This is a genomic window from Microbulbifer variabilis (assembly GCF_052467165.1).
This window is the reverse complement of the sequence record NZ_CP174301.1, coordinates 1,185,325-1,202,692: the sequence shown is the minus strand read 5'-3', so window position 1 is coordinate 1,202,692 and position 17,368 is coordinate 1,185,325. Positions and strand designations below refer to the sequence as shown.

Annotated in this window: 13 protein-coding genes, 1 tRNA gene and 1 pseudogene; 10 read left to right on the top strand and 5 right to left on the bottom strand. The window is 46.9% G+C overall.

Going from position 1 to position 17,368, the window contains the following annotated elements:
* Nucleotides 1-370: 370 nt before the first annotated feature.
* Nucleotides 371-2,332, bottom strand: a complete 1,962-nt coding sequence (gene ftsH / locus ACJJIP_RS05255; RefSeq protein WP_444946358.1) for an ATP-dependent zinc metalloprotease FtsH — start codon at nucleotides 2,330-2,332, stop codon at nucleotides 371-373.
* A gap of 329 nt (nucleotides 2,333-2,661) precedes the next feature.
* On the opposite strand from ftsH, the gene ACJJIP_RS05250 reads away from it, so the two are divergent.
* From ACJJIP_RS05250 to ACJJIP_RS05240, 3 genes are all read left to right on the top strand, one after another.
* Nucleotides 2,662-2,738, top strand: a tRNA-Arg gene (locus ACJJIP_RS05250).
* A gap of 205 nt (nucleotides 2,739-2,943) precedes the next feature.
* Nucleotides 2,944-3,846 (top strand): LysR family transcriptional regulator, encoded by a 903-nt coding sequence (locus ACJJIP_RS05245; protein WP_444946357.1) that lies wholly within the window; start codon nucleotides 2,944-2,946, stop codon nucleotides 3,844-3,846.
* 155 nt (nucleotides 3,847-4,001) lie between these two features.
* Complete coding sequence (locus tag ACJJIP_RS05240) at nucleotides 4,002-4,370, top strand: DUF427 domain-containing protein (protein ID WP_020413565.1); 369 nt, start codon at nucleotides 4,002-4,004, stop codon at nucleotides 4,368-4,370.
* Between the two features lie 147 nt (nucleotides 4,371-4,517).
* Here ACJJIP_RS05240 and ACJJIP_RS05235 read toward each other — a convergent pair whose 3' ends face one another.
* Nucleotides 4,518-5,282: a substrate-binding periplasmic protein gene (locus tag ACJJIP_RS05235; protein ID WP_282952818.1), complete on the bottom strand. Its 765-nt coding sequence runs from the start codon at nucleotides 5,280-5,282 to the stop codon at nucleotides 4,518-4,520.
* Nucleotides 5,283-5,593: 311 nt separating this feature from the next.
* Between ACJJIP_RS05235 and ACJJIP_RS05230 the strand changes: the two genes are divergently transcribed.
* From ACJJIP_RS05230 to ACJJIP_RS05220, 3 genes and pseudogenes are all read left to right on the top strand, one after another.
* The gene (locus tag ACJJIP_RS05230) at nucleotides 5,594-6,013 is read left to right on the top strand and encodes a nuclear transport factor 2 family protein (RefSeq protein ID WP_020413567.1); all 420 of its coding nucleotides are present in this window, start codon (nucleotides 5,594-5,596) and stop codon (nucleotides 6,011-6,013) included.
* Nucleotides 6,010-6,867, top strand: a complete 858-nt coding sequence (locus tag ACJJIP_RS05225) for a M90 family metallopeptidase (protein WP_444946356.1) — start codon at nucleotides 6,010-6,012, stop codon at nucleotides 6,865-6,867. The genes ACJJIP_RS05230 and ACJJIP_RS05225 overlap by 4 nt, the downstream gene beginning before the upstream one ends.
* Nucleotides 6,868-7,078: 211 nt before the next feature.
* Nucleotides 7,079-7,570 (top strand): annotated as a pseudogene (locus ACJJIP_RS05220) (DUF6892 domain-containing protein).
* A 108-nt stretch (nucleotides 7,571-7,678) separates the two neighbouring features.
* On the opposite strand, the gene ACJJIP_RS05215 reads toward ACJJIP_RS05220, so the two are convergent.
* Complete coding sequence (locus ACJJIP_RS05215; protein ID WP_020413570.1) at nucleotides 7,679-8,614, bottom strand: SPFH domain-containing protein; 936 nt, start codon at nucleotides 8,612-8,614, stop codon at nucleotides 7,679-7,681.
* Nucleotides 8,615-9,002: 388 nt separating this feature from the next.
* On the opposite strand from ACJJIP_RS05215, the gene ACJJIP_RS05210 reads away from it, so the two are divergent.
* The 4 genes from ACJJIP_RS05210 to ACJJIP_RS05195 all read left to right on the top strand — a co-directional run bounded on the left by ACJJIP_RS05210 (nucleotide 9,003) and on the right by ACJJIP_RS05195 (nucleotide 11,288).
* The gene (locus tag ACJJIP_RS05210) at nucleotides 9,003-9,431 is read left to right on the top strand and encodes a hypothetical protein (RefSeq protein WP_444946946.1); all 429 of its coding nucleotides are present in this window, start codon (nucleotides 9,003-9,005) and stop codon (nucleotides 9,429-9,431) included.
* Nucleotides 9,340-9,732 carry a GFA family protein gene (locus ACJJIP_RS05205; RefSeq protein ID WP_083922733.1) on the top strand — a complete coding sequence of 131 codons (393 nt, stop codon included), beginning with the start codon at nucleotides 9,340-9,342 and terminating at the stop codon, nucleotides 9,730-9,732. Before ACJJIP_RS05210 ends, ACJJIP_RS05205 begins: the two co-directional genes overlap by 92 nt.
* Nucleotides 9,733-9,821: 89 nt before the next feature.
* Nucleotides 9,822-10,058 (top strand): DUF7661 family protein, encoded by a 237-nt coding sequence (locus tag ACJJIP_RS05200; protein ID WP_020413571.1) that lies wholly within the window; start codon nucleotides 9,822-9,824, stop codon nucleotides 10,056-10,058.
* Between the two features lie 102 nt (nucleotides 10,059-10,160).
* Complete coding sequence (locus ACJJIP_RS05195; RefSeq protein ID WP_157533500.1) at nucleotides 10,161-11,288, top strand: acetyltransferase domain-containing protein; 1,128 nt, start codon at nucleotides 10,161-10,163, stop codon at nucleotides 11,286-11,288.
* A gap of 115 nt (nucleotides 11,289-11,403) precedes the next feature.
* Here ACJJIP_RS05195 and ACJJIP_RS05190 read toward each other — a convergent pair whose 3' ends face one another.
* Nucleotides 11,404-15,420: a translocation/assembly module TamB domain-containing protein gene (locus ACJJIP_RS05190; RefSeq protein ID WP_444946355.1), complete on the bottom strand. Its 4,017-nt coding sequence runs from the start codon at nucleotides 15,418-15,420 to the stop codon at nucleotides 11,404-11,406.
* The gene (locus tag ACJJIP_RS05185) at nucleotides 15,420-17,219 is read right to left on the bottom strand and encodes an autotransporter assembly complex protein TamA (RefSeq protein ID WP_020413574.1); all 1,800 of its coding nucleotides are present in this window, start codon (nucleotides 17,217-17,219) and stop codon (nucleotides 15,420-15,422) included. The genes ACJJIP_RS05190 and ACJJIP_RS05185 overlap by 1 nt, the downstream gene beginning before the upstream one ends.
* Between the last annotated feature and the right edge of the window lie 149 nt (nucleotides 17,220-17,368).

Below are 17,368 nucleotides of genomic sequence, written 5' to 3'. Positions count from 1 at the left end.
GTTTGAGTGCAAAAAATTCTGTCTTGGGCTGCTAGCAGTCTTTTATAAATCGCACCCTCGATCGACCCTCTATTAATAAAAATAGTAATAATCTGACATCCATTGAAAATGCCAAAATAAAACAGCTCGCAATATGCACAGAAAACAATATCCATTGCCGCAGCGGATTAAAACCAATTGGACAGACTAATTAGTCATATATTTAATTTACTTACCCTAAATAGAGAAAAGTTAAAAACTGGTACTTGTAGATATTTAACTAATACCCAAAATTCATCGAGACTTATCTTGATTTGCCAAAGAATGTTAAAGTACTGACCACTAAGTCCGGTTGTACTTTTGTAAATTTTATAAAGATTTTTTTGGATAATTAGTGTGTTGATGAATCTGCATCGTCCACTTGCGCAATGATCTTGTGCATTTCGTTCCCATCCAGAGTTTCATTTTCCAATAGAGCCTCCGCAAGTGCGTCCAATTGCCTGCGATGTTTCCTCAAAAGTTGCTCGACCTCTCGTTCTATGCCACTCACTAGAGCAATAATTTCATCATCGATAATTTCTGAAGTATGCTCACTAAAATCCTTTTGCTGGGCCATCTCCTTGCCCAGGAATATATGTTCTTCTCCACGGCGAAAGGCCACCGGCCCCAATTTGTCACTCATTCCCCAGTGAGTAACCATATGGCGGGCCAGGCGCGTAGCCTGCTTCAAGTCCGATTCTGCTCCAGTGCTGACCTCACCAAAAACCACACGCTCAGCCAGCCTCCCCCCCAGCATTACGCCGATGCGATCCTTCAGGTAACTGGTTCGCATATTGTGGTGTTCCTCAGCAGGAATTTGTTCCGTTGCCCCAAGACTATGCCCGCGGGGGATGATGGTGGCCTTTTCCAGGGGATCAGCATTGGGTAGCAGGCTAGCTACCAGTGCATGACCGGCTTCATGGTAGGCAACTGTTCTCTTATCATTTTCTCCCATCACCATTTCCCGCTCGCCACCGAGCACTACTTTATCCCTGGCACGTAACAGACAATCCATGTCCACCGTTGACTTATTTTCCCTGCCAGCCAATAGGGCGGCCTCATTGATTAGGTTTTCCAGGTCTGCTCCGGCAAAGCCCGCAGTCAGTGCAGCCAGGCGCTCCAAATCAACATCTTTATCAAGGGGAACTTCCCGCGAGTGAATTTGCAGTATCTCCTCCCGAGCCACTTTATCCGGCAAGTCCAGGGTAATCTTGCGGTCGAATCGCCCTGGGCGCAGGAGCGCGGCATCCAACACGTCTGGCCGGTTGGTGGCTGCGACCACAACTACCGCTTCCTGGGGATCGAAGCCATCCATTTCTCCCAGTATCTGATTAAGGGTTTGTTCGCGCTCATCGTGCCCACCGCCAAGACCGGTCCCCCGTGCGCGCCCGACAGAGTCAATCTCATCAATAAAGATAATCGCGGGTGCCTCCTTCTTTGCATCGGCAAACATATCCCTCACCCGCGATGCGCCGACACCAACAAACATCTCGATAAATTCTGAACCGCTGATACTGAAAAACGGAGCCTCACTTTCCCCCGCCAAGGCTTTGGCCATTAATGTCTTACCTGTGCCTGGAGGACCCATCAGGAGTATGCCTTTGGGAATCTTCGCCCCAAGCTTGCGATAATGCTCCGGGTCTTTGAGGTAACCGGCTATTTCCTGTAGATCTTTCTTGGCATTACTTAGACCCGCCACATCGTCAAAGGTCACTTGGGACTCACTGCGTTCATAGCGTTTAGCCGGAGAGCGTGCAAAGCCGAAAGGACTTCCAGGTGCAGCGCCACTCATACGCTCCTGCATACGACGCCCTAACCAGATAAGTAGGCCAATTATTAAGATCCAGGGAAGAAGAAGAATAAGCAAGCGTTGTAAAATACCTCCCTGGGACGACTCCGCCTGGATTTCAACTTTCTGCTTTTCCAATAACGGAAGTAATTCAGGGTCCTGTACCGAGGGTATGGTAGTAATAAAACGCTGGGGCTCGCGAGGCTCCCCCTTCCTGCCTTGTTCAAGCTTTGCCTTGTTAGTGGGTTCTTTGAAAGTTCCAATAATTCGTTCGCCCTCAAAAACCACAGTCGCAACCTTGCCCTCACTGACTGACTTCTTAAATTCACTGTAAGCAAGGGGCTCCTTAGGACTACCGAAGCGACCATTGGAGCAATATTGAAAGGTCATAATGACCAGAAAGATCAGGACCAAGTACTGCAACCAACTTAGAGGACTCTGTTGGAGGGGTTTACTTGAGAGAGGGGATTGCGGGTCCTCTGGCGGCAGCTTTTGCCCTTTATCCTGGTCGTCTGCCATTGCCATAGGATCTCACTAAATCTGGGACGGACAACTTCCTAAACTGAAGCAACCACCATAGTCTGGAGCACTAAGTATAGTTCCCCGCCAGCAAAGGCGGATGTAAGTACCCTCCCCCGCAAGTCCAAAGATTGTTACTTACAGGCGTCGGAGCAACTATTTTTAAAATAGGGCTTGCAAACTCCCTAACCACGCGGCAGAATGCGCGCCCTATCGATCTTCGAAGTCACTTCCTAGAGAGCGAAGAAGTTCGGTAAGCTGCGGATTTTTAAAGAGTTTTCCTTAAAAATTAGTTGACTTAACAGGATCAACTGACTATAGTTCGCAACCACAACGCGCTCGTAGCTCAGCTGGATAGAGTACCTGGCTACGAACCAGGCGGTCGGAGGTTCGAATCCTCCCGAGCGCGCCATACAAGAGGGCTTATATCGCAAGATATAAGCCCTTTTTCTTTTCTCTGATGCTGCATCCAAGCCCAAGTAAGCGCTCGCCTCCCCAACCTTTCCTATTGAGTTCAGTGCCTAGCACTAAAAACCCAGCACGAAGCTATCGTATAAAGTCACAGAATTTATAATGAGACCACCCATTAACGTAGAGACCTGTAGCTGCAAATAGCAATGGCAAATATCAGAAACATCGACCTAAACCTACTCAGGGCCTTTGATACTCTGATGGACGAACGCAATGTATCCCGCGCGGCTGAGCGGTTATCCGTTACCCAGCCAGCCGTTAGCGGCATGCTCACCAGATTGCGCAACAGCCTCAATGACCCTCTCTTTACTCGTTCGCAACATGGCATCAACCCCACCCTTCGGGCACTGGAACTGGCAGATCCGGTTAAGAAAATTCTAAGTGAAATAGAGAGCATCCTGGCGCCTACAACTTTTGACCCAAAAGGGAGCACCATGGCGTTTTCCATTGCGGCCACCGACTACGCACTAAAGGCAGTCGTCACACCACTAATCTACGCCCTACAGGAAGAAGCTCCAGATATTCAAATCTCAATCCAGCCAATAAATGATGTGCAACTGTTTGCCCTAATGGAGCGGGGTCAGCTGGACTTGGCAATCACTACGCCCGATGCCGCGCATAAGGAGCTACGGGCAAAAACACTATTCGAGGAAAGCTATATCTGCATTATGGCAGACGGTCACCCAATGGCCGGCAAAAAACTGACTGTAGGTAATTTCTGTAGCATGAAACATGGAATAGTTTCCTTTTCCGGCAACGCTTTCCACGGAGTTACAGACACTGTTCTGGATTCCCTGGGCAGACACCGACACGTTTCGATCTCTGTCCCCAATTTTTTATCTTTGATAGAAGTCCTGAAAAACTGTGAACTATGTGCAGTAGTTCCAAGGAAACTCATAATCGGCATTGATGGTCTTGCAACAGCTGAACTGCCATTTGATATTCCAGGATTCAGCAAAATAATGGCCTGGCATGAACGTACCCACTATAGCCCTGCACATATTTGGATCAGGGAAAAAGTTTATCAATTATGTAGTGAGGAGTCTTAGTTAACAATAATGTTCAGGGTAAGAGTTCGGGTTGACCACAATCTCGCTACTTGTCTGCTTTGACCCGTACTGACAATCCACTCGCCCATAAAAAGTGCGCTATAAAAGAGTCAATTTAAAGATTGATGTCAGGGTTAATAGGAGAGCTACAGAAAATGACCAATCCCGCACCAGGATTTAAAGAGAACCCCTACCACAAAGTAGAGATTTCACCACTAAATAGAAAGGTGCAAATACACTCTCAGGGGGTAACAATAGCATCGACAGATAAAGCACTCTCTGTAAAAGAATCCGGCCTACCTGAAGTCTTTTATATTCCATTTGACGACGTAAAACAGAAAATGCTAATAGAAAGCAAAACTACCAGCTACTGCCCATTTAAAGGCCAAGCCAGCTACTGGTCAATTCAGGTTGATAGTAACAACATTAGCGATGCTGCTTGGCAATATAAAGATCCGTATGATGAATGCCGTTTCCTTAAAGGGCATATCGCTTTTTATTCCAGCAAAGTAGACATAATTTAAAACTAACAGCCACAAACGGATAAACAAATGAGAAAATTTGAAACTATTTTCATAACAAGATAAAAAGTAGTATTAACCTAAAAAAGACCGGGATGATCCCGGCCCTTCATGTATATATTACCAGTAAAAAGTAATTTGGCCTGTCAATTACTTACAGATATCCTGCTTCTGCACCACATCGTACTTTTTCAATAACTCCTTGTAGCGGCTAGTACGACACAACTCTGCTAATCCACGATTAAAATCATCTCGTACCTTTTGATCTCGGAACCCCACACGGAAATCTGTCATTAGGGGAAAAATCTGGAAAAGGTTGACCTGATCCATTTTGTGCCCCATTTTATTACTGAAAAACTTGAACAGCTCCATATCCACAACCGCCACCACATCTTTCATTTTCCAAAACTGTGCAACCAGGTCGGGGGCAGTTGGCGCCTGAATAATATTCTGACGTTGCGTTCCGTTCGGACCATACATATTTTTAAACTCAGGCCCCAAATCCATTGGAGCACCTTGCCAGGTAATTACCTTCTTACCAGCAAGGTCCGCAATGCTGTCAATCTTCATTTTATCGCTGGCTTTGGTAATGGCGTAATTGGCAAAGCTGATCATATTGTTGGAATAAAAAAGATCATCGTCTTTTTTCATCACATTGACCGCCGCCTGTACTTTGCCCTGCTCCAGAGCCGGAGCGGTTTCCGCAAACCCCATCTGGACAAATTCCAAGGAGTATCCCGGAAGTGCCTCCCGCACAATATCTATTTCCAGGCCACTGGTAGCATTATTGATCACATAAGGCGGAGCATCGCCGGCAATCGCCACTTTCAGAGGCGTACCGCCCGACTGGGCTACCGCTTGGAGCAGGACACCGAATATCAATATGGGAGCAGCAATTAGGGAACGCATACGCATAAATATCTCCACAGTGATAGAAAAATCACCCTGACGTCATAAGTGTTGGCACCTTAAGGCCATTTTTCAAGTCGCTGCAATCAACTAAATGGTAAAACTTTAATAACCAAGAGGCTTGAAAGAAGCGCCTAACTCCCCAATTCTGAAATTATTGAAACAGAAACCGAAAAACAGATAGAAATCACCTGAATCTTAACCAAAGGTCTATTTCTCAGGCAGACTGTAAGGTCAAACTTGCAAAGTGTATGAGTTGGGATACCCAATAATTGCAAGAAAATCCACGAGGTTAAATCCAGAAAGGGAACTGCGGAATGATGTCCGATATAGAGCTGTTGATTGAGTACGAAACCGCCTTACACTGTGCAGGAATCCGTAGAAATCGGACAATAGTGGAGAAGCTATTAAACCCAGCTTTTTATGAGGTAGGGAAGTCTGGGCGCAGTTTTGACCTCAACTCGATAATTACACTGATGCAATCCAAAGAAAGTAGCGAGGGGGAAATCCACAGCCAGGATTACCACTGTACAGCACTCTCTGAATCTGTACGACTGCTACTTTATCGCAGCGCTCACCGCCATCAACAGGGTAACTATTCAGACTTCTGCAAGCGTTCCTCTATTTGGGTACTCAATAATGATCAATGGCAAATGATTTACCATCAAGGCACTCGTTGTGAAGCTTTTGAAATTGGCGAGAATATCTCCACCAAACGGTCAGCAATAAATCTATGAGCGCTTTTATCATTGTTATCCTGCTCGCCCTAGCAGTTTGGTTTGTGCCCCACTTCTATCGCCGCTGGCGTATCAGACACCGTCGCTCACAAGCACTCACTCCGGAACAATTGCAGCTGGTTCGTGAGATGCTCCCCCTATATCGCTACCTAAATGCCGACCAGCAACAAGAACTGCGTGGTAATATTGCACTCTTTCTACACGATAAGGAATTTGTCGGTTGTGATGGCCTGCAGGTTACCGAGCAAATGAGAGTTGCAATCGCCGCTCATGCCTGCCTGCTGCTGCTAGGACGTAAGAATGAATGCTACCCTAACTTGTACAGTTTACTGCTTTACCCGGATACCTATGTCGCTCACGAGACCCGCAGGGAAGGCTTTATAGAAACAGCCAAGCGCAGTGCTCGGGAAGGCGAGGCCCACTACCGAGGACCAGTTGTACTTTCCTGGGGAGACCTGGAAGAAGACTTGCAATTTCCTCAACGAGGACACAATGTTGCTCTGCATGAATTCGCCCACAAGGTAGATGAGGAAGATGGTTTCTTTGATGGTCGCCCTCTATTTGAAAAGGTAGACGAAGGGGCCAACTGGGCCGAGGTAATGAGCAGGGAGTTTCATCGCCTCCGGCAAAGAGCCGAGTATGGCCAAATCCCGGGAGATACCCCCTCTGCGCTGGATTTATACGGCGCTCAATCTCCAGCCGAATTTTTTGCGGTAGCAACTGAAAGCTTCTACACGGTTCCCATCGCCATGAGGGCGTTACACCCTGAACTTTACGCAGAACTAAGCCGGTTCTACCGGCTGGATCCCGCCTTTCTTCTTAGTGGAAAAAGTGCAGTGACTCCAGGCTTATAAACCCCTAGAAAGCCACCTAGAAGCACAATAGAAACTGAACATGTAAATATTTAGAGTATTTACTTACTTATAGTCAAAACTTCCGCAACGACTACTTATACACACTTTTTCCTGTTAATGTGAAGCTAATTTCTTCCAGTATTAAAAAAGAGAGAAGAGATTATTTACGACTAACAAGGATGGAAAATCTACTACCCAGTGCTCCAGCCCAGTGCTTCAGAAAGTACCGAGAATAGATCCATATCTGTATTACTTACAGGGAAAAATCATAGTGAGTGAATACGCAGAATTTACTGACGAGAACTTTAGGCTTCTAGTTTTGGAAAAACTGATGTATTTCCATAAAGTCATCCAACCGGAATTTAATGTTTTCGAGTTTGCTGCCAATCATCTAGGGAGAACAATAGATATAGAAGAAGAAGGTTATGACCCGATCCATGAAGTGCAAGATTATTTTCGAAGAATAGAAGTAAAGAAAGAGTGGCTCACAGATATCACAGAACTTCGTCAGGAAGGCGGTTACCCTATCTGAACTCAAATCATTCCATTTTGGTGCGGAACAACAGACGATTTTGACATACGCTCAACTGCAGATACGAATCTCCTACCTAACCTGAAAAAGCTTATCCCTTTTTACAATGAAGAAAATCCAAAAATTCTGGAGGAATTCAAAGCCAAAGAAATTGATGCAAAGTGGGTCTAAACAGAAACTAAGACAAATTACATAATAATTAGCGATGCATCACTGACCAAGGGAGCTGCAAGACAGGCCGAAAGCCCCAGCCTGTCCCACACTGTAAAAGTACTATTTTTAGACGGGTTGCACTTCTTCTAGAGTTCGAAACTTAGCTTTGGCAGCAGGTTTCTCCGGCATCGGCAGAGCAACAGGCACCTGTTGCGACTGGCCAGTGGCCATAACCACAGTACTGCCGTGGCGAGCGGCGCTCACCAGTGCATCATTGTCGGCGATAGCAGTCATAAATCGTAAAGCCTCATCGGCACTGGTGCCGGCATTAGTTAACACTTTGACTGCTTCAGCGGCACTCTCGGCATAAACTCGACGCGCTTCACCCATTTTCTCCATACGAATCTTAACCGATTCACCGTCGGCTTTGGCCTTGCCCACTTCCCGCTCACGGATTGCTTCGGCTTCATAGGTAGCCGCCTGCTTCTCCCGCTGCATTTCCATTACCTTGTTAGCCTGGACTTCGACAGACTTGGGCAGACGCGGCTCATCCGAAAGCACATCGACTATCTCAACGCCAAAGTCGTGAAAAAAATCACGTAAGCGCTCTTTGGCTTTATCAGCTATCTGTTCTTTTTTGTTGTACACATCTTCAAGTTCAATGCCATTCGCTACCGGAATTGCAGCATCAGTGGCAAAAGACTTCAGCTGAGATTGGTAATTCTCCAGATCATACAACGCTTTATATGCAAGCTTCACATCGGACGATACCTGGTGCTGTACTTTAAGTACTAAACCGAAGGTAACATGATTGCTGGTCTTCAGGTTAAGATCCACCGGCGTCTCGTGCAGAGCTGTGGATGCCTTTTTATCAACCCATGAGAGGTAGGGAATAATCAAGTTGAATCCAGGAGTAGCGGTCTTCCAGTATTTGCCAAGAAATAGCACAAAGTGGTACTGCTTTGGCTTAACGATAACAATGGCTTTTGGCAGCAGGAAAACTATAGCCAGAATGAGCACAATAGCCCAAGAGGAAATATTTATAGAGAACTGTTCGAGCATATCTTCTTTTAATCCTGAGCAAGGAATCTAACAGAATGACAATCAGGGTAATATCCTCCCAGATTTATCATCACTGATCTTATTAGGGTTATGGAACTACGAATCTTTTGGATATTATTGAGAGTATAGTTTTTGTCATCAGCAATCAATCTATGACCGAGAGATTCAAAAATACGGAAACAGTCAGCTTCAACCCATCAATGAATCATCTACCTATTCTCTCTCACCCTCTTCCAAGTTTTTTACAATCACCTCTTCTTTATTATGACACTGATACCTGGGAGATCTTACCAGATCACAACTTGTAATTATATGAAGTGACTTAGACACACCTACTAGTACTAGGCGGCCAATAAAAGGAGAGAAATGATCTCAGCAAACGGTAGCCATGGAGCGAAAAAAGTTATCTGTCATCATCGTAGTGACCATCCACACCACACCCTCCGAATTTGGCACCTCTTCATCATCACCAGCACACTGGCATCCAACCAAACACCCAGAAATTTATTCAGACAACTCTAAACGAAGGTACCAACGTATCGACTTAAAAATAAATTCAAAAAAACCAAGACTTACACACAAACAATTTATTAGACAAAGAAAAATGCGACTCAAAATTTACTCACTCACAGGTTTAAATGTAATATTAGTAGCTCTCCCCCCAATATACGATCAAGTTGCACGCTGTGCCAATCAAACTCTCATAGGAAATAAAGGAAAAATAAATGAGCTACTTACAAGAAGGTGGATGTTTTTGTCGCAATGTACGTTACAAAATCAAGGGGGAACCTGTATTACAGCTTTTTTGCTTCTGTAGTGATTGTAGAATGATAACCGGATCAGATGCCTGGCCAGGATTTATGGTTAGGAGTTCAGATTTCTTATGCTCACTAGGTATTCCAAAAATCTACAAAAAGGTATCAAGTGAAGGGCGGACCGTAAAACAACATTTCTGCAAAAACTGTGGCTCAAATCTTTGGGGTGAGACAGAGTTCGGCCTGATTAGTGTTGGAGCAGGCACTTTAGACAACCCAGATATATTTAACCCATCCAATAAGGTTTTCACATCTGGAGTTCCTCATTGGGCAAGAGTCCCAGAAAATCTAGAGAGCCTCTAGCTAAGCGTGGCCTCAGAAACATAGCCAAAAGAGCCTGTACCAATTTGGGCAATTAACATCGAAAAAAAATAGAAAGTAGAATTTTTACAATGAAAGTTTATAGTTACAGTATTTTTGGTCGAGAAGTTATAATTGAAAGGCATAATGACGGCTGGCTGGCATTCTTCCAAGGTCCTGAAGGAAAGCGAAGACCTGCAGGGATAATTATACCATTTGAGATTACCGAGGGGGAACTAGCCCAGTATTTATCAGATTTATGCCATGAATGGGCGTCGGAAAGATATCAAGATGTGATACTGTTGAAGGAAACAAATATCTCAACATGACAGCAGTCCTTAATATAAAATCATAATTGCAAATAGTAGTCACCAGTCCCCTACAAAGAAAAATCGAATATTTTAATAATAATCGAACTTGGAGATAACCACTTGCGATACCCAGCAATAGACATTACCAGAGGTATTTTAGTCGTTGTTATGGCGCTCGATCACACTCGAGATTTCTGGACGGCCATCCAGTTTGACCCCCTCGACCTATCCCAAACCTCTGTGATGCTATTTCTTACCCGCTGGATCACACATATTTGCGCCCCTGGTTTTATTTTTTTAACCGGGCTAAGTGCCTATTTACATGGTAAAAAGTTAAACTCCAAGCAGGAACTCTCTCAGTTTTTGCTGGTAAGGGGCCTGGTACTAATCCTCCTGGAGCTTACATTAGTTAATCTTTCCTGGCAGTTTGATTACAACTATGCCTTTGTTCAGGTTATATGGGCGCTGGGGCTATCAATGATACTACTAGCAGGCCTGATTTACCTCCCCAATAAGTTGACCCTTATAGCCTGCCTGGCCTTAGTTGGATTGCATGGCTATATAAACGATAATTACATACGCCAACTACTGGGAAGTTACGAGTGGATATGGATCCTGGCTCATGTTCGCAGCGGATTCAGGCTATTTGAGTTTGATACCGGAATTTTCGCCGCCTACAATATCATCCCTCTATTTGCCCTTATGTACCTAGGGTATGCATCTGGCACTCTATATGAACTGGAGGCAAAAAAAAGGGTACACTTTCTCCTAATGGCAGCAGCAGTACTAGCGATCCTATTCTTTAGTTCAAGGTTTATTGGCTTTGGGGACCCCCATGTCTGGAATCCTGATGAAGGTATTCTCGGCTTTATCAATACTTCCAAATATCCAATGTCATTTAACTATATAGTAATGACTATGTGTATAGTATTACTAACAATGGCATTAGTAGAAAACAGAAAAAACAAGGTATTAAATATATTTCTTATGTTCGGCCAGGCATCACTCTTTTTCTATCTCTTACATGTACCGATTATCAATTTAGCCGCTCACCTTTGGACATATCTGGAATTTGGAGTTGCAACCAACTTCTTCAATGGCACTAAAGTATGGCCAGAAGGCTATGAGCCAAACCTGGCGCGAACCTACTTATTCTGGATTGTACTTATCGGCACATTGTATTATCCGTGTAAGAAGTACCTAAAAAAGAAAAAAGAGAGCAACTCGGTAATCTATTCATACGTATAGATTAGCTGAGGATCAGTAGCCAGAAGCTGGTACAAAACTGGATCGTTCTGCGATCCAGTTGAGATATTTTTGAGGTCTGAGAAAAAATGAAATATAGGTTGCAGGCGGCTATAAACTAATAATCCTTTTTCCACTGCAACTCTACACTGCCAGAACCACTATCTCCATCATCTGCGGTTTTGAACTCCAAGTTTAGGTTTTCACGCAATTCTATTTGCATTTCCGCCTGCCAGGGGCTCAGCGGATCGGTGCTGCGTTGCAACTCTACATAAATCCGATTGGTAATATATTTACCCAAACTAAGGGCATATTCTTCGCCCTCATCTCCTTCCTCCTGCTCAATATTAAGGGTATCGAGACGCAGCAATTCACGGGTTTTTGCTACCGGATCGAGCACGGCACGACCGGTTTGTAGGCTACGCACCACGCTCACCAGACGTACGGCTTGTAGCGGTGAAATATCTGAAAGAGACTTGCCAAATAGTAATTGCGCTAAAATTTCATCCTGAGAGGCTGAAGGATCTGAGCTGAAAGTAATATCCAGGTCAGTTGCAGAGCCTGAAATATTTGCTGTGATTTCACCATCGCGATAGCTATAAACACCCTCGACAAACACTGCCACTTCATTATTTTCGAAGCGAATCTCTCCCTCCTGAAGATTAAACTTCTTACCTAGCAGGTCAAAACTGCCGCGCACGATAGTCAGCTCACCTGAGGCTTCCGGTTTGGCCGCAGTTCCGTGAATATCCACTTGACCGCGCAACTGCGAGTTAAGTCCAAGTCCGCGCACATAGGACTGCTGATCCAGAATCACCTCGACTCCCAAACTGATCTTGCTAAGCAGCAGCGGTGCACGCTCCACCTGTGGGCCATCCACCTGGACCTCCACTACTTGAATTTCCGGAACCGTGCTGCCAATCCACTGCTCAATCTGTACTGCCAATGGTCGCAGGGTAAAACGACCGGTGATTTGCGCATCCTCAGTCGAACCCGACAGGGTAGCTTCTCCAGAGATTGCACCGCGTACTCCCGGAGTATTCAGTAAGTGTGCCCTATTCAGATTTAAGCTTAAGCTCATCTGTGGCGGTGCCTGCTCGGGAAAAAACACGGCCCCTCCCAAACTAATCGTACCGCCATCAACAACTGTGGCACTGCCTCTTTCGACAAGCCACTCTCCCGGGGTCAAGCGTGTATAAAAATCAATATTGGTAATACGGGTGTGGCTTGGGCGGTGCTCATAGCTTGCTCCACTCAGTTCTATCCCACCAACAAGGTGAGGCTCACCCAAAGTGCCGACACCATCCGCTGAGAAACTCAGCAAACCGCGCATTACATGTATCCTGGGGTCAATAAATTCAGCAACGACAGACAGATCTGCGGAACCACTGCTCACCAGCTGTAGAGGAATATCGCTCACAGACCCCGCTGAACTATCAGAAAACAACCGTTCAAAAATGGGAGAAATCAATAACTTGGCACTGCTATCTATTGCACGGCGACCATCGTGCTCAGCCACGAGAGATACCTGCAATTCCCCACCTTCGGTATGCCATTCAAGCACTGTTGAGAGAGGCTGCACCTGCACACGCCCTTGCTCACGGCCGAGCGTATAACCACTGATTCGCAATTCCCCTTCAAGCTGTGGCTGGCGCGGGCTGCCAGTAATACTTGAGTACAAAACGACATCACCCTGCTCAGGTGTATTAAACGGTAACTCTCGTGAGAGATCTTCCAGTGAGGCCCTGCCCTGCAGCTGCAGATCCAGCCGCTGCTCGTTGAGACTACCGTGGGCCCACAACTGGTTGCGCCCCGCCCACAGAAATTCCAGCCCGTCCACAACCAGACTCTTATCCGCATAATCAAGCACTCCCTGCAACTGCCAGGGTTCATGGCGATAGCCACCCTGGGCCAACACACTGGCGCGTACTTCAGGGTTGGTAAGTGCTCCCTTGATCTCGCCATCCAGGCTAAGCTCGCCTTCCAGGGTCTTGGGTAGCGGCAACCCTAACACCTCGAACAGGGGTAGCGGCAGGTTGCGCGCACTCACCCCCAGCTCAAGCCGACCCAGCTTTGGCTCAAGTGCTCCCTCAGCTTCAATCAGTGCAATTCCCTCGCGCCCCAGGCGCTGGGCTTCCTTTGCAAGTTCGGTGAGACGGCTCGCATTTTGCTCGGGCTGACTCGCCCCTTTTTGCATACTCGGGATAGTGGTCGGTGACTGGGGGCCGCGGAATTGCCCCATGTCGAAATGGTCTATGGATCCGTTGGCATATAACTCCACACGCAACCCTTGCAGATTAATCTTTTCGAGGTCGCCGCTGGCATCACCCTTCAGGTTGTATCGGTATTCGTGAACCAGGCCATCGGATTCCAGGCTAGTATTCAGGCGCGGATTGGACCAGGGACCTTCCACACCAACCTGCCCCTGCAGGCCCAAGCTAACACCCTTAGCTGAAGCGAGACCGAGATCTTCACTTGGGTTGAGATTGCGAATATTTACCTGCAGCTGCAAGTTCAGTGCTTCAGACTCAATATCTACAGTGCCACCGCCAAGGATATTTAACTTGTCCCCCACCAGGGAAAAATCCGTAATGGTTAGCCCCTTCAAGTTTCCATTGACTCGGGCTGTCAACTCATTCTGTAAATTTCGGTAAACCGATACAGCACTCAAATCTCCCTGCAAATCCGGGTTATCCCAAGGTCCCTGTGCGGTTAGCTGTAATTGGTGCAGAGTACCGGAAAAGTCATCAGGGATTTTCAGCTGCTCTGTTTGCGGGAGGGAAAATAGAAGGCGGCGAATCTCCTCAACTCCCAGCTCCTGCACGGCCGCACTCATATCCAGGGTTTTATTTTCAGTATCTATACTGCCCGCGGTACGCATCTGTGCCCCAGCAAATTCCAGCCGCAGGGACTCCAGGTGAATCATTCCCTGTATGGTATTTACCTCGCCTATCAGCTCCAGGGGCTGCTCCCGATAACTACTGTTCAGTTTTACCTGGCCAGAGATATCGGGCAGCGGTAATGTGCCGGAAACTGTTAAGCCAGCACTGAACCAACCGCTGTGCAAGACATTTTGCCAAGGGCGGGAAAGTGTAATAGGTAAGCGATTGAGATGAAGCTCTGCGCTGATATTGTCAGCGCTAATATTGCCAGACAAGGTGCTGCGTTTACCATCCACTTGTAACCAGATGCCATCGGTATGCACCCGCCAGGGAAACAAATCAAAAAGCAAACTGCCTGTCAGCGCCAGTTTGTGCTGGGAAAAAGGTGTGGAAAGAGACTCAATATCAACCTGTATCTGTTTATCGCGACGGCGTAGGGAAATTTTTCCTCGCGCATCCAGCCCCTGCCCCTGAGGTAAATGCAACTGCCGCCCAACAAATCCCTGTGCTTTTTCACTGGCAGAGAAATCCAAAACAAATCGCCCGGGCTGACGCTCGCGCCCATCGGCAATAAACTGCAAATCACCACCACTTAATTCGCGAATTTCCAGCTGCAATTGGGTGGGCTGCCCCTCCCACCGGTAGAGGCTGTTGCCATACACAGAGATCGCAGGGATATCGGTTATCTTACTGCTGATCAATTGCAATCGCTCAAGCCGTAGCTCCCCAAGGCGGAACCTAGGTACTAAGGTTTCCCAAGTGGTGGCTTCTCTATTACCAGCCTCTTCCTGTAAATCCTGAGCGGTTTTCTCTTCCGCTCGAGCCAGGGATTTCAGTAGTTCATCGAGTACATCAATATTTAATAGAAAGTCCTTGACTACAACTCGATCAATATTGACAGGATTACTGGAAAAACTTTGCAGCTCCAATTCCAGTTGATAACCCTCCGCCAGGGTATTGCTCTCAAAATCTACCCGAAGACGCTCGAAAAACCATGCGCCGAGGCGCTCACTACCAATTCCCTCCGCCTCAATAGAGAGGCCGTCTATCACCTGCTCCGCCCCATAAAAAGCTGTGCGAGTAAGACTTACCCGCCCCTGTTCAGTACCCAAGAAATAAATCAATGAAAGTACAATCAGTAAGCACAGGCCGGTTAGAAGCGATCCCCCAGCACCAAAGGATCGCCACAGACCACGCAGGAGAGCACCCAGCGCCCGGGCCAAACCCATTGCAAATGCGTTCAACCTGGCCATCAGAAAGCCTGCCCCAGGCTGATATAGACTTGGTAACGATCATCCACACCATCGCGGCGATCCAGGGGAAAGGCGAGATCGAAACGAATGGGGGCAAAAGAGGTGATATAGCGCACACCAAAACCTGTGCCCCAAAAAAGGTCTGAAAAGTTAGGGCTCGGATCTTCGTAGGCATTGCCACCATCAAGGAATAAGACCCCACCCCAGGTATCCGTAAAACGAAAGCGCCCCTCAATAGAAACCTCACTGAGACCGCGTCCACCTATTGAGTCGGACAGGGTTTCCTCGCCGTCCTCATTAATTTCAACAATACGCGGCCCCAACTCCTGGTAGCCATATCCACGCACCGAACCGCCGCCCCCCGCATAAAAGCGCTCATCCGCAGGAAGTTCCAGGTTGGCCGCACCGGTAATAGCCCCCGCTTTAATACGCAAGGCCAGTGTGGGTTCGTAGCGCATAGACTCTGCCGTTTTATAAGCAGTCAGTTGCAGGATATTTTTTACAAAGGACGTACTGTTTTTGTTTAAGTCCAGATAGGGCTTAATTTCCAATGCGGTGGTAGCCCCACGACGAGCATCTAGTGGTTTATCTGTAGTATTCAGTTTAAAACCAAGGGGAAATGCCAGCAGATGATAGTTCTCATCCGGATCCCCATCCTCCACAGCACCATCCACTTTTTCATCCACACGGCTGAATTTGAGTTCAGCCCCTGCGCTAATAGTACGGTGCTTGCTCAATTTTCGCGATACCAGCCCCTTGAGAGTCAATGCTTTGGAGCGATAAGAATCTACATCTTCACCGGTAAGGGCCACGCTCGCGGTAAAGCGCTGCTTGTCCCTAAAGAAGCGCGGTATGGTCAGTTTGCTCTCTAAAGTCTGCTTGACTTTGTTTACCTTGCTTTCAACTTCCAACTTTTCACCGCGATGAAAAATATTGCGATGCTCCCAACTGGCGGACACACCGGGGCCCTCATCAGAGGTGTATCCCACCCCCAATGTAACTGTACGGTGGTTTCGTTCTTGCACAATAAATATGACATCCACCAAGCCGTTATAGGGTTCCGATACCTGATGAGTCACATTGGAAATTAAATTCGTGCGCAATAATCGCAACTGGGCTGCATCCAATTTGCTGCGGCTGAAACAGTCTCCAGGACTAATATTCAACTTGCTGCGCAAGTAGTCTTCTTCAATTGAGGTAGCGCCGAGAATTTGTACATCGCCCACCATTACCTCCGGGCTCGGCGCTACACGGTACACCAGGCGAGCAGCGGCCTCCTGGTGGATCACTGTAGCTTGGTAGGTAACATCGACATTGAGCAGACAGGCATTATTGTTGAGGTACGTGGTTATCTTCTGCACGCCTTCGAGTACCTCATCGGCCTGAAGCGGGTCGCCAACTGAGATAGGCAAGCCGGGAAAGCCCGCACGCAGTTCTACAGGCATTTCAATATCCAGACTTTTGATCAGGTACTGTGGGCCTGGTACAACCTGGTAAACAATTTCATTGCTCAGTACAGACTCTCGTACAGTAGCGTCATAGTACCCCTCCGAACGCAGCAATTTTGCGAGGTTGCCGCGTTCGTAGTGGGCTACATCCTGTGGGTCTTCATAGCTCTCAAGGGCGCTGCTGTTCTTGCGAAGTTCATTGAGTTCTTTACTCAATTTTTCTTGCAGCTGGGAATCACCTTGTACATACAATGAAAAGCTAGGTAATTTGGAGAAAAAAGGGATAGCTATTGCCTGCTGCAGAGGCAGCAATGCAAAACCGATAAGCAGGGAGATAAAGAGAGTTCGCAAAATATTAATCCGTTGACCGCAGCGGCTACTCCGCGCACTTCCAGGTATCCATTCCCTTCACATACGATTTTGCCCCAGAACTGGTAATGTCCAGGTGAAGTTTGCCGGCGAAAAGCAAAGCAATTGATAGCTTCACATTGCATCAATCG